Raw genomic sequence first — 12,253 nt, forward strand, 5'->3', positions numbered from 1 at the left:
AGATGACTCCCGCAGACAGAGTCGTCGCAACTGACTCCGCCGTGGAGCTCTTGACCAAGTTGTCGGAGCTCCACGGCGGCCTCATGATCCACCAGTCCGGTGGATGTTGTGACGGCAGCGCCCCAATGTGTTACCCGGCAGGCGAGTTTCGTGTCGGCAGTCGTGATGTGCTGCTCGGTGAGATCGAACTGCCCGAACTGTTGCCGCCCGTCCGGGTGTGGATCCAAGGCGACCAATACGAACTGTGGAAGCACACCCAGCTGATCCTGGACGTGGTTCCCGGACGTGGCGCCGGGTTCAGTCTCGAAGCGCCGGAAGGTGTTCGTTTCCTCGCTCGCTCGCGGGTTTTCGACGAGGCCGAGAACACCTGGCTCGACGCGTGCCCGCCGCGTCGGGGCGCGGACGTCACCATCGAATAGCAAATCCGGCCCCGTCCGCGGAGGCGAGTAGCCAGGCTCCTTCGGCAGACTGCCTGGTCATGTCATATTCTTCCCCCAGCCGTTCATCGCCGTGGTGGACGCCACCGCAGGCCGGCGACCTTGATTCCCGGCTGCGCTGCCCCGGGAAGGAACGTTGAGAATTGGTACAGGTCGAGCTGTGACCGCGCCCGGACCGACCAGGTTTCGTACCGCGCTCCGAAGTCTGGGCCCTGCCAGCGCCGCCGGTCAGCCGCGCGAGGTTGTTCGCGCCGGGCTCGGGGTGATGATCGGGCTCGGTGTGACCGGTCTGATCTTGCTCAGTCCCGGGGTGGATCTCGAGCTCGGGCTCTACATGATTGCCCCCTTCGCGGCGACCGCTGTGCTGGTGTTCGCGGCGCCCAGCAGCCCACTGGCCCAGCCCTGGTCGGCCGTTGTCGGCAACACACTCTCGGCGGTGGTCGGTGTCGCCGTGACGATGCTGGTCTCCGACGTCACCTTGAGGGTGGCCCTCGCCGGCGGGCTGGCGGTGGCCGCAATGATTCTCGCTCGCGCGGTGCACCCTCCCGCCGGTGCAGTCGCGATGACGGCGGCGTTGTCGCCGGATGCCGTTGATGCTCTGGGATTTCGTTTCGCTCTCGCGCCGGTGGCAGTCGGCACCGTCCTGATCGTGATCTGCGCGGCCCTCTACGGCCGCGCGACCGGTAGGCACTATCCGTTTCGGCAGTTCGATGCCGCTCCGCCACCCTCGGAACGTCTCGGTCTCAGCGAAGACGAACTGGCGGGAATTCTTCAGCATTACCAACAGACCCTCAACCTCGGTGTCGCCGACCTCGCCCGCCTGATCGGTGCCGCCGAACTGCAAGCCGCCACTCACCTGACCGGACCGCTGAACGCGGCCGACATCATGTCGCGCGACCTGGTGACCGTGGGACCCGAGGCCACGCTCGACGAACTCGCGGAACTGTATCGGCTGCACGGGTTCACGTCGTTGCCGGTCGCGGCCGAGAGCGGTGAGTTCCTCGGTGTTGTCTTCCAGATCCACCTGATCGTCCGACTCCAGGATCCACAGGCTCGCGGTGGATTCGGGAAGGCGACACTGTCGTGGGCAGATCGACGTCCACCGGTGGTGAGGGCGAGCGACATCATGGCTGTGAAACCGGCTGTCGCGTCGCCGGCCACCCCGGTCGCCGCACTGTTGCCGTTGCTGTCCCAAAGTGGTTGCCATGCAGTCCCTGTCCTGGACGGCGACCTGATCGTCGGAATCGTCACACAGACCGACCTGATCGCTGCGCTGTCCCGGCAGGCACTGAGGTTGGACCCCGACCTGATCTGAGCGGCCTGCGACTCACTCGACGAGTGAGATGGCCTGTCGTGGGCACTGCCGCACGGCTTCCCGGATCCGTGTTTCGTTCTGCGGGGTCACGTCGGGTGAGCGCACGTGGAGGTCATCTCTCTCGTCGAGGTCGAACACCTCCGGGATGAGGCCCGCACAGATTCCGTTGCTTTCGCACAGGCCGAGATCCACTTCGACCCTCATCGGAGAACCCGGACAGGTACGTTGCTCCATCCCGCGACGTTCTGCATGGTCACCCGCTTGCAGCCGTCCCAGTCAACCGTGTAGCGGGGCATGAAATCGAGCAGCTTGTCCAGGGCGATTGCACTTTCCATGCGAGCCAGCGCGGCACCGAGGCAACTGTGGATCCCGTAGCCGAACGCGAGGTTCTGCGCTTCGGTCCGGTCGCGGTCGATGTCGAACACATCTGGATCTGTGAAGGCCTCGGGGTCGCGATTCGCCGACCCGCCGAGGAGAAACACGGGTTTACCCGCCGGAATTGTTACGCCGTGGAGGTGTACCTCCTGGAGCGAGTAGCGCACGTTGTACTGGGCCGGGGCCTCGTAGCGAAGGAGTTCTTCGACGGCGGCCGGAATCTTGCTGCGATCGGCGAGTAGCAGCTCCCACTGATCGGGGTTCTGCGCGAAGACAACTGCCGCATTGCCGATCAGCTTTGCCACGGTCTCCGCTCCCGCACCGCCCAACAGCGTTGCGAAACTGGCGATCTCGATGTTGTCGAGGCCGGTCATCTCGCCGTCTTCGCGCTCGATCTCGGCACCGACCAGCTTGCTGAGCATGTCGTCCTGCGGGTTGTCGCGGCGCTCCTTGGCCAGGCCGTAGTAGAGCATCGCGGATTCGATGGCCGCCTGCATACCGGCCTCCGACATCTCCACCTGGCCGGGTTCGCGGTGCAGCAGTTCATCGATCCACAGCCGCACCTGCTGGCGGTGTTCGGCCGGGACGCCGAGCATCCGGGTGACGACCTCCACCGGGAACAACACCGAGAAGTCCTGGACGAGGTCGAATCCGTCGGGGTCCACCTGGCCGAGGAAGCGATCGATCTGCTCGGAGACCATCGGCTCGAGGGAGCTGATCGCGCGCGGGGTGAACACCTTGCTCAGCAGCCCGCGCATCTGGCGATGCTCGGGCGGGTCCATCACGATGATCGACTTGTGCTCCGCGATCCCACCGGTACGCACCTGGGCCAGGTCCACTCCGCGCGACGACGAGAAGGTGGCGAAGTCGGTGAGACCCCGCGACACATCCGCGTGGCGGCTGAGCGCGTAGAAGTCGTATTCCTCGCTGTAGTAGACCGGCGCCTCTTCGCGCATCCGCCGGTACACGTCGTACGAGCCGTTGAAGAACTCCTGCGAGAACGGGTCGAATACGAGTTTTGCCTTGGTCATGCATCCTCCTTGGGGCACGAAGCGATCGGCCAACTACCTGGTCACTTCGGCAAAATTTCCGGCCGACTCACCCACCATACCGGTTACCGTAAGCCATACTATAGGTAACTCCCATCCGCCGCGAGTCGGATATCGCCGGATTGGGGATCCTGGGGCCCGACGGGCATCGAATCGTCTGGAGGAGTGCAGTCGAGGGGGTGTTGCCCGGGTCACAGGATGAGGTTACAGTTGTGCTTACAGTGAATGCTTCGAGCGATGGGATTCTGACAAACATGGGTACTGGGCAGCGGAGAGTCATCGTCGTCGGCGCCGGATCGGGGATCGGCGCGGCCACCGCGGCCCATTTCCATGCGCGCGGGGATTACGTTCTCGCAGTGGATGTCAGGCCGAACGAAACCCCGGCGTCGAAACACTTGCAGGTTGATCTGCGCGACCCCGAGGCGATCACGGCGCTGCTGACCGAGATCGGTCCGGGCTGGGATCTCTTGGCGCATGTCGCAGGAGTCCCGGGGACCGCGCCGGCGAACGACGTCTTGCTGGTCAACTACCTGGGCATGCGGTTGATGACCGAGGGCATCCTGCCGCTGATGAACCACGGAGGTGCGATTGTCGCGGTCGCCTCGGTTGCCGCCCTCGGCTGGGAGCAGCGGGCCGGCGACCTCGCCGGGCTGCTCGACGCTACCGATCCCGAGGCAGTGGTGACCTGGCAGGCGGGTCAGGACCCGGCCTATCCGGTGTACAGCACGTCGAAGCAGGCGCTGATCCTGTTCGCCAAACGTATTGCGGGCCCGGCCTGGACGAAATACGGGGTCCGGGTCAATACGGTGAGCCCCGGTCCGACGGACACCCCGATCCTGGTCGACTTCGAGGCGTCGATGGGCAAGGACGTGCTCGACATGGCCAAGGCCGCGGTGGGCAGACATGCCCGGGTGGACGACGTCGTTCCGGTCATCTCCTTCCTCGGGTCGCCGGATGCCGGCTGGATCAACGGGCAGGACCTCCACGTCGATGGCGGGTTCCTGTCGTCGCTCACCGCGGGTACCCCGATCCAGCTGTAGGCGAACCCCGGTTCGGTAGCGGCAGACCAACACATCACCCCAGAGGAAATCCATGACGATCGACAGCCCACCCACGTCGCCGCATCTCTATCACCGACTTGACATCTCGGACGAGAACTTCTGGAAGACCGGTGACTTCCGCACGCGCGATGAGACCTTCGCCCAATTGCGTTCGGAGGAGGGGCTGAGCTGGCATCAGCCGATGTCCGCGGTCTTTCCGCACGAGGAGACCGGCTACTGGGCGCTGACCCGGCACGCCGACATCCGTGAGGTCAGTCAGAACAACGCGGTGTTCGGATCCAGCCTCGGCGTTGCGCTCGATCCCATGCCCGCCGAAATTCAGCGCATGACAACGTATTTCCTCTCGATGGATCCGCCGGATCACACCCGCAACCGGCGCCTGATCAGTTCCGCATTCACTCCGCGACAGGTCAAGCGCATCGAAGGGCAGATCAAGGAGAATGCCCGGCAGGTTGTCGACGACCTACTCGTGGACCTGCGGACCGGCGATCAGCTCGACTTCGTGTCGGCGTGCTCGGCCAAACTTCCGATGAAAACGATCTCGGACATGATCGGCATCGAACCGGAGGATCAAGAGGCGGTCGCCTACGCTGCCGAAAGCCTGTTCAGCAGTAGCGATGACGAGTACGCGTCGTTGGAGGAACGTGCGATGCACGTGATGGGCCAACTCGGCATTCTCCAGAATGCCGGGATCGAGCTCGCCAAACTCCGGCGAGAAGATCCGCGTGAGGACCTCATGACGAACATCGTCAACGCAGAGGTCGACGGACACAAGGTGTCCGACAACGACATCGGATCGTTCATGGTGCTGCTCGGCTCGGCGGGCAACGACACCACCAAGCAGACCACCACGCACGTCTTCAAGGCACTGGTCGAGAACCCCGATCAGCGGGCCTGGCTGCTCGAGGACTTCGACGGCCGAATCAACACCGCCATCGACGAATTCGTCCGTTGGTCCACACCCGTCGTCTCGTTTGCCCGGCACGCCCTGGTCGACACCGAGCTGGCCGGCACCCCGATCGCCGCCGGTGAAAAGCTGGGCATGTTCTACTGCTCGGCGAACCGGGACCAGGACGTGTTCGACCGTCCGCACGAGTTCGACATCACCCGCACCCCGAACCCGCATGTGGGCTTCGGCGGCGGCGGTGCGCACTTCTGCCTGGGCGCGCAACTCGCGAAGATGGAACTGCGCCACCTGTTCTACGAATTGCTCACGCGCGTACCGGACGTCACGCTCGGTGAGCCCGAGTACCTCAACAGCAGTTTCGTACACGGCATCAAGCGGATGCCGGTGAGTCTGGCGTAGCGCCGGCCTCCGTGTGCTGATGAATCACCTATTCGAGGTCGAACCTTGTCGAGACGTTGGGAGATGTCCATGTCGGTCGTGACCGAGCAGCACGGGTCTGTCCTGATCGTGACGCTGGATCGGCCGTCGCGGCACAACGTCGTGGACGTCGAGATGATGGCGGGTATCGGCGGCGCGCTCGCCGATGCCGAATCCGACGATTCGGTCGCCGCCATCGTGATCACCGGCACCGGTGAGCGGATGTTCTGTGCCGGGCTGGATTTGAAGGCGTTTGCCGCGGGTGGTGCACGTCGTCCGGTGGGTGGCCCGGGGCTCGAGGTTCTCCTGGAGCGGACGTACCCGAAGCCCATCGTGGGTGCCGCGAACGGCAGCGCATTCGCCGTCGGCTTCGAACTCCTGCTGGCATGTGATCTCATCGTCGCCGCCGACCACGCCACGTTCGGCATCCCCGAGGTGAAACGCGGTCTCGTGGCCGCGGGCGGAGGAATTTCTCTTCTGCCGCGGCGGATTCCGCTGGCGATCGCGCTGGAGATGGGCTTGACCGGCGAGCCGCTCGATGCCGTGCGAGCGCATTCTCTGGGCCTGGTGAACCGGGTGGTCCCCGCCGAACGGGTCCGGGACGAGGCAGTGGGACTGGCCGAGTCCATCGCGGCGAATGCGCCGCTGGCGGTGCGTTTCACCAAGGAGCACATGTACAGCGCCGTTGCCGGTGATGAATCGGCACGCCGCCGCATGCACGAACTGTCCCAGGATGTGTTCGCGAGCGTCGACGCCAAGGAGGGCGCGCAGGCATTCGTGGAGCGTCGAAAGCCGGTGTGGCGTGGTCAGTGATACCGCAAGAGTGCAACTATCGAAGTTATTCGGAACCATTGACAACATCGACGCCCTGGAGGTTTTCGTATGAGCCCGAGCCAGACAACCGGGTCCGCCCGCGAGGTGACCGCCGCGGATCGCCCGCTCGACGAGCTGGGCTACTACCTCCTGGCCGGTGCCGGAGGCTTGGGGCCCGCGACGCTGGTCGACGAGGCCCGGCAAGGCGAACAATTGGGTCTGGGCACCGCATTCATCTCCGAGCGATGGAATGTCAAGGAGGCCTCGTCGCTCGTCGGTGCGGCTCTGGCCGTGACCGACCGAATGCAGATCGCCACTGCCGCAACAAATCACAACACCCGGCACCCGCTGATCACCGCATCGTGGGGAACCACCATGCACCGGATGTCCGGTGGTCGATTCACATTGGGTATCGGCAGGGGTGTCGCGGCCATGTACGCGGCGTTCGGTGTGCCGGCGGTGACCACCGCACAGATGGAGGACTGGGCGCAGGTCACCCGCAGGCTGTGGCACGGCGAGATCATCCTCAACCATGACGGACCGATTGGTAAGTACCCGGTCCTGTTCCTGGACACAGAGTTCAATGAGGACATCCGATTGGCGATCGTCGCCTTCGGCCCCAACACCCTCAAGCTCGGTGGCCGGGAGTTCGACGACGTCATCCTGCACACCTATTTCACCCCCGAAACCTTGCAGCGGGCCGTCAAAACGGTGAAAGATGCCGCGGAACAGGCGGGACGCGACCCGGCCAGCGTACGGGTGTGGTCGTGCTTCGCCACCGTCGGCGACCATCTCCCCGAAGAGCTGCGCCTGAAGAAGACCGTCGCGCGACTGGGGACCTATCTGCAGGGCTACGGCGATCTGATGGTGTCGACCAATGGCTGGGATCCGGCTGTGCTGGAGCGCTTTCGGGCGGACTCGGTCGTGACGTCCATCCCGGGTTCGATCGATGGCAAGGCCACTGCCGAACAGATCGAGCACATCGCCACACTGATCCCCGACGAATGGCTCGAACCCTCGGCCACCGGGACGTCGCAGCAGTGCGTCGATCGGATCCGCAAAGAGTTCGAGTACGGAGCCGACCGGGTGATCCTGCACGGCGTGACACCCGAGGAACTCGCGCCCATCATCAAGACCTACCGAGAGAGCTGAATTCGGTGACGCGGCCAGAGGATCTACCGTCGTCGACGGTTGCGGGGGTCGGTGACGCCGGACGGGGGTTCGGTGAGAAGCCGCTCGCCCAGACGGCGGTCGCGGCTGCGGCCATCCGGGATCTGATCGGCACGCTGCTCTCGCTCGAGCACGATCACCCGGCGGCAGACGAGGTCATCGCCCGCTGCGCCGAGTGGCAGCGCGAACTGGCGCCCGTGACACCACCGGACAACGCGCCCAGAATCGGGGTGGGTGCCGAGGACCCCACGCGGCGGCTCTATCTCGACCACGCCTTCGACATCGGTTCCTTCAACCCGTGTTTTCCCGAGTACCGGTTCGATCACCTCGATGCCGAAACAGCCTCCGGCACAGTGACGTTCCCGATTCCGTACGAGGGACCACCGGGCCTGGTTCATGGTGGATTCCTGGCTCTGTTCTTCGATTGTGTTACACAGCAACAGAATTGCGCCGCAAGACTGTCGGGCAAAACGCGGTCACTGACCACGACCTACCGGCGTCCGACACCGATTCTGACCGAGTTGACATTCGATATCGTCCGCACGGCGGAGGACCGCAACGTGGTCTCGACCGCTCGGTTGTTGCTTGACGGGGAAGTTCTCTGCCGCGCCGAGGTCGTCACGGTGGCCTTGGCACCCGAACAACTTGCCGGTAGCGCATACGGCAGACGCCGGACAGCGCACCGATGATCAAAAAGGAGATTGACAGATGACCTTGTCGAGCGTTGGAGGTGATCGGATCCTCTTCGATGTGGATCGTGACACCCGGATCGCCACCATCACATTGAACAACCCGGAGCGCCGCAACTCCTATGACGCGGCGATGCGTGATGATCTCGCCCGTTGCCTCGATCAGGTCGCCGAGGACGACGACCTGACGGTGGTGCTGCTGCGTGGAGCGGAGGGAGTCTTCAGCACGGGGGCCGACATGAACAACGCGTACGGCTGGTACGGCGAGGAAGGCGGCACCGCCGCCACCAACGGAGCGAAAGCGGCGAATCGTCGCCCGAGCCAGCGCCGTCGTCTGACCGTGGACCGGAAATCGTTCGGTTTCTACCACGAGTTCATGGGGTTCCCCAAGGTCACGGTGGGTGAGATCGGTGGGTTCGCGCTCGGCGGCGGTTTCGAGATGGCGCTGATGTGCGACATCTCGGTCATCGCCCGGGACACCCGGATCGGTATGCCGGCCACCCGCTTTCTCGGCCCGGCGCTGGGCAGTCTGCACATGTTCTTCCACCGTCTCGGACCGGTGCTGGCGCGCCGGATGTTGCTGACCGGCGACATCATCAGTGCCGGTGACGTCGAGCATCTGGGTGTTTTCACCGAGACCTGTGAACCTGCCGAGTTGCAGGCGTCCGCCCGATACTGGGCGCGGAAGACCGCCAAGATGCCGGCAGATGGCGTTGTCATCGCGAAAGAGGCGTTCCGGATGGTAGAGCAGAGCCAGGCATACCAGGGAGAAGAGGTGGCCAGCTACCTCTTTCACGCATACGGCACCAATCTGCAGTTCGCGCCGGGTGAGTTCAACTTCGTCAAGACGCGCGCCGAGCACGGAACCAGAGAAGCATTCCGGCTGCGGGACGAGCACTTTCACGTCGACCGCGAAGAACTGGATCAGGACTGATCCGTCCGTTCGTACGTAAACCCAACAGTCCCGGTCACACCCACTGCAACTCGTGGGTCTGACCGGGACTGGTTGGGTTTGTCGTTCAGGCGGGGACGGCGGCCGGGGTCAGGACACCGGTGAGGAACCGGACCTGATGTTCACTGATCGACTCATGCCACGGCTTGCCCGGGTACACGTCGAAGTGGTCGCAGGGGTAGTGCCGGATCTGCGCACGCGCCTGGACGGCGGCCTTGACCGCGGCGCCGACCGAGACGCAACGGTCGAAGTCTGCGATCTGAAACAGGATCGGCACCCGCAAGCCCTTGGCGAATCGGTTGGGGCGGTGCCGCATGGCCTCGATGGCAATCGACGCGTTCACCTCGTTGCGCCAGGTCGGTCCGGCGATCGAGGCGTAGTCGTCGTAGGTGCCGGGAAGGTTGAGGAGCGCAACCTCGCCGGGACGTCCGACCGCAGGCAACAGAACGCGTGCGCGACCGGCAGCTGCGGCCCGCTTGTCTCGAATCCCTTGTGCCAGTAGGCGTGCGGTTGTCGCAGCGCGATTGGTCGGCAGCCCTTGGTCAGGCGCGGTCAGCGGCGCCGCCGGTGCCGGCTTGTCAGGGTTGCTCGTCACGAGCGGAGTGAGCGCGATGACGGCGGCGATGTCGGTGCGGCCGGCCGCGACCTCGAGTACCAGACCCCCCGACATCGACACTCCCCAGAGCACCAGGCGATCGGGGTCGACGCCGGGCAGCTGCGCGGCGGTTCGAAGTGCGGCCTGATAGTCCTCGACCTGCCCCGAGAGTGAGATGACCTGCCGCGGTTCGCCGGCGCTCGCGCCGAAGCCGCGATAGTCGAAGGCCAGGACATCAAGCCCGGCTGCGGCGAGATTCTCGCCGAAGGATTCCAGTCCGCAGTCCTTGGTCCCGGCGAAGCCATGTGCCATCACGACACAGGGACGCCCGGCGGGGGTGGCGAGCCGGTCGTCGACGGCCGGGAAGTGCCAGGCGTCGAGTGCGACACCCTGTGATTGAAATGTGGTTGATGTAGGCACTATTCGGTCTCCGTTCCGTAGATCGCCCGTAGCCAGATGGTGACGAGCGTGGTGATGCGCTGCTCGAGATCGAGGTCGTCGCTGCGCGAGATCGATTCGATGGATCGGTCGTTGAGTTCGAGGAGGACCGTCGCCAACGCGGTGCTGTCCGGGCCGTCCGGTGCGGTCCCGGCCGCCCGTTCTGCATCGATCATCACTGCCAGCGGCTTGATGAATGCCTTGCGGCCGGTCTCGAACTGCTCGTGGACGGTCGTGTTGCTGTACCGCGCATCGAGCATGGCCCGGTACAGGTAACGGTGGTCGGACCAGGCTGCGACCAATCCGCGGATCAGCGTCTCGAAACGGGTGCGCGGTGGACCGGTCATCTCGAACACATCTCGAGCCGCTCCGGCCGCCTCGTCGTTCATCTGCGCCGACAGTGCCGCCACCGCGTCGGCCTTGCTCGCGAAATAGAAGTAGAACGCCGACCGCGTCACGCCGGCCCGCTCGGAGATCTTCGCGATGTTGATCGATTCGAGGGTGCCGTCGCGCAGTAGGTCGTCGAGAGCTTCCAAGAGTCGCTGCCGGCTTCGGTCGCCGCGGTCGGTGCTCGTGCGGTCGGTGCCGGTGCGCTCCGAGACCGATTCGCTCACACCCGGCCCCGGCTTTGCAACGCCGGCCCGAGTTGGTGTGCGCGACTGCGTCCTTCAGGGAGTTCCTGGACTCTCATCTGGCGCTCGTAGTCGTAGAAGTCCACCTGCTGGGTGTGGCGCGGCCGATCGAGAACGTGGCCGATGTACATCTGCTCGTCGGTGGTGATGATCTGCTGCATCTCATCGATGGCAGGTGGGCGGTACTCGCCCGCGGCGTAGGCGGCGATCAGGCGCGACTGGCATTCCACGAATGGGAACAGGGTCGGGACGGACTGCGCGAATCCGGCGAAGGCCAGATCGTCGAGGCCCGGCTTGAGGATGCGCTTGTAGAGCCCGAGGCGATTGTCCACCGCACTGATGAAGTCGGGGTCGAAGAACGGGAACGTGATGTTGTAGCCGGTGGCATAGATGATCACGTCGAAGTCGGCGGAGGTGCCGTCATCGAAGTGGACGGTATCGCCGTCGAGCAGGCGGACATTCGGTTTGGGCGTCACGTCGCCGGATCCGAGCCGGAGCGGCAACTCGACCGACTGGGTCCCGTGCGCATCCATGAAGCGGTGCTGTGGCTTGGGTAGGCCCCACTGTTCCGGATTCCCGGAGATGAACTCGGCAAAATTGTTGATCAGCTTGCGCTGCAACTTCTTCGGTACGAAAGGCATGGCGCCGCCGTACTTGTCGACCGGGCGCCCGGCCATGTATTTGGGAACGATCCACGAACCGGACCGGGTCGAGAGGTACACGGTGTTCTCGATCGAACGAGACGACACCTCGACCGCGATGTCGGCGGCGCTGTTGCCGATGCCGACGACGAGGATTCGTTTGCCGTGCAGGTCAAGCGGATTGAGTGGATCGATGTAGTGATGCGAGTGGATCGTCTGCCCGTTGAACTCACCGGGAAAGTCCGGGAAGCGCGGGTCCCAGTGATGTCCATTGGCCACCACCAGGAAGTCGAACTCCCGGGACGATCCGTCGCCGGTGTGCAGATTCCAGCCGCCGTCGTCGCGGTGCTCGGCCCGGACGACACCGTTCTCGAACTCGATCTTGTCCAGCAGACCGAACGCGTCGGCGTAGTTGTCGAGGTACGCCTTGATCTGCGAATGGTGCGGGAAGTCCGGGTATTCCTCCGGCATCGGGAAGTCCTGGAACGAGAGCTTGTACTTCGAGGTGTCGATGTGGAGCGAACGGTAGGCGCTCGAATGACCGTTCGGGTTGCCGAATGCCCAGTTGCCACCGATTCGGTCGGAGGTCTCGAAACACGTATACGGCACACCGTAATCGCCTAGCATCTTGCCGGCCGTCAGGCCGGCGATACCGGCGCCGATGATCGCGGTGGACGGGGCGTTGGAATGTAGGGCCATGTATCGGATCCTTGTCTGAAGCTCAATCAGAAGCGTTACTGTGTGCCATACTATAAGTCCAAA

At 64.3% G+C, this 12,253-nt stretch carries 13 protein-coding genes; 8 read left to right on the plus strand and 5 right to left on the minus strand.

What is annotated here, in order from left to right; all coding sequences use genetic code 11:
* Window positions 1-2: 2 nt before the first annotated feature.
* Window positions 3-419 carry a DUF779 domain-containing protein gene (locus tag H290_RS0108570; RefSeq protein ID WP_028462955.1) on the plus strand — a complete coding sequence of 139 codons (417 nt, stop codon included), beginning with the start codon at window positions 3-5 and terminating at the stop codon, window positions 417-419.
* A 178-nt stretch (window positions 420-597) separates the two neighbouring features.
* A complete protein-coding gene (locus H290_RS0108575; RefSeq protein ID WP_020106381.1) occupies window positions 598-1,752 on the plus strand; it encodes an HPP family protein in 1,155 nt (384 codons plus the stop codon).
* A 12-nt stretch (window positions 1,753-1,764) separates the two neighbouring features.
* Here H290_RS0108575 and H290_RS0108580 read toward each other — a convergent pair whose 3' ends face one another.
* Both H290_RS0108580 and H290_RS0108585 read right to left on the minus strand, forming a co-directional pair.
* Window positions 1,765-1,956, minus strand: coding sequence for a ferredoxin (locus H290_RS0108580; RefSeq protein WP_036518453.1), 192 nt, complete (start codon window positions 1,954-1,956; stop codon window positions 1,765-1,767).
* Window positions 1,953-3,158, minus strand: a complete 1,206-nt coding sequence (locus H290_RS0108585) for a cytochrome P450 (RefSeq protein WP_020106383.1) — start codon at window positions 3,156-3,158, stop codon at window positions 1,953-1,955. Before H290_RS0108585 ends, H290_RS0108580 begins: the two co-directional genes overlap by 4 nt.
* Window positions 3,159-3,430: 272 nt before the next feature.
* Here H290_RS0108585 and H290_RS0108590 point away from each other — a divergent pair, with 272 nt between their 5' ends.
* From H290_RS0108590 to H290_RS0108615, 6 genes are all read left to right on the plus strand, one after another.
* Complete coding sequence (locus tag H290_RS0108590) at window positions 3,431-4,216, plus strand: SDR family oxidoreductase (protein ID WP_020106384.1); 786 nt, start codon at window positions 3,431-3,433, stop codon at window positions 4,214-4,216.
* 52 nt (window positions 4,217-4,268) lie between these two features.
* Entirely contained in the window at window positions 4,269-5,543 is a 1,275-nt protein-coding gene (locus H290_RS0108595; RefSeq protein WP_020106385.1) for a cytochrome P450, read from the plus strand.
* A gap of 69 nt (window positions 5,544-5,612) precedes the next feature.
* Window positions 5,613-6,374, plus strand: a complete 762-nt coding sequence (locus H290_RS0108600) for an enoyl-CoA hydratase-related protein (RefSeq protein WP_028462956.1) — start codon at window positions 5,613-5,615, stop codon at window positions 6,372-6,374.
* Between the two features lie 69 nt (window positions 6,375-6,443).
* On the plus strand, window positions 6,444-7,526 hold the full coding sequence (locus H290_RS0108605) for a TIGR03857 family LLM class F420-dependent oxidoreductase (RefSeq protein WP_020106387.1): 1,083 nt from the start codon (window positions 6,444-6,446) through the stop codon (window positions 7,524-7,526).
* Between the two features lie 5 nt (window positions 7,527-7,531).
* Window positions 7,532-8,233 carry a hypothetical protein gene (locus H290_RS0108610; RefSeq protein WP_020106388.1) on the plus strand — a complete coding sequence of 234 codons (702 nt, stop codon included), beginning with the start codon at window positions 7,532-7,534 and terminating at the stop codon, window positions 8,231-8,233.
* Between the two features lie 19 nt (window positions 8,234-8,252).
* Window positions 8,253-9,167 carry an enoyl-CoA hydratase/isomerase family protein gene (locus tag H290_RS0108615; RefSeq protein WP_020106389.1) on the plus strand — a complete coding sequence of 305 codons (915 nt, stop codon included), beginning with the start codon at window positions 8,253-8,255 and terminating at the stop codon, window positions 9,165-9,167.
* Between the two features lie 85 nt (window positions 9,168-9,252).
* Here the strand turns inward: H290_RS0108615 and H290_RS0108620 are convergent, their stop codons facing one another.
* The 3 genes from H290_RS0108620 to H290_RS0108630 are packed head-to-tail and all read right to left on the minus strand — an operon-like array spanning window position 9,253 to window position 12,190.
* Entirely contained in the window at window positions 9,253-10,200 is a 948-nt protein-coding gene (locus H290_RS0108620) for an alpha/beta fold hydrolase (RefSeq protein ID WP_020106390.1), read from the minus strand.
* Window positions 10,200-10,832: a TetR/AcrR family transcriptional regulator gene (locus H290_RS0108625; RefSeq protein ID WP_020106391.1), complete on the minus strand. Its 633-nt coding sequence runs from the start codon at window positions 10,830-10,832 to the stop codon at window positions 10,200-10,202. The genes H290_RS0108620 and H290_RS0108625 overlap by 1 nt, the downstream gene beginning before the upstream one ends.
* Window positions 10,829-12,190: an NAD(P)/FAD-dependent oxidoreductase gene (locus tag H290_RS0108630; protein ID WP_020106392.1), complete on the minus strand. Its 1,362-nt coding sequence runs from the start codon at window positions 12,188-12,190 to the stop codon at window positions 10,829-10,831. The genes H290_RS0108625 and H290_RS0108630 overlap by 4 nt, the downstream gene beginning before the upstream one ends.
* Between the last annotated feature and the right edge of the window lie 63 nt (window positions 12,191-12,253).

This window comes from Nocardia sp. 348MFTsu5.1, assembly GCF_000383535.1.
GTDB classification, from domain to species: Bacteria; Actinomycetota; Actinomycetes; order Mycobacteriales; family Mycobacteriaceae; genus Williamsia; species Williamsia faeni.

Bases quoted from the DNA above. Each gene is read 5' to 3' on its own strand.
- H290_RS0108595 (WP_020106385.1), top strand. From the start codon at position 4,269: ATGACGATCGACAGCCCACCCACGTCGCCGCATCTCTATCACCGACTT.
- H290_RS0108570 (WP_028462955.1), top strand. From the start codon at position 3: ATGACTCCCGCAGACAGAGTCGTCGCAACTGACTCCGCCGTGGAGCTC.
- H290_RS0108585 (WP_020106383.1), bottom strand. From the start codon at position 3,158: ATGACCAAGGCAAAACTCGTATTCGACCCGTTCTCGCAGGAGTTCTTC.
- H290_RS0108590 (WP_020106384.1), top strand. From the start codon at position 3,431: ATGGGTACTGGGCAGCGGAGAGTCATCGTCGTCGGCGCCGGATCGGGG.
- H290_RS0108630 (WP_020106392.1), bottom strand. From the start codon at position 12,190: ATGGCCCTACATTCCAACGCCCCGTCCACCGCGATCATCGGCGCCGGT.
- H290_RS0108615 (WP_020106389.1), top strand. From the start codon at position 8,253: ATGACCTTGTCGAGCGTTGGAGGTGATCGGATCCTCTTCGATGTGGAT.
- H290_RS0108600 (WP_028462956.1), top strand. From the start codon at position 5,613: ATGTCGGTCGTGACCGAGCAGCACGGGTCTGTCCTGATCGTGACGCTG.
- H290_RS0108580 (WP_036518453.1), bottom strand. From the start codon at position 1,956: ATGAGGGTCGAAGTGGATCTCGGCCTGTGCGAAAGCAACGGAATCTGT.
- H290_RS0108605 (WP_020106387.1), top strand. From the start codon at position 6,444: ATGAGCCCGAGCCAGACAACCGGGTCCGCCCGCGAGGTGACCGCCGCG.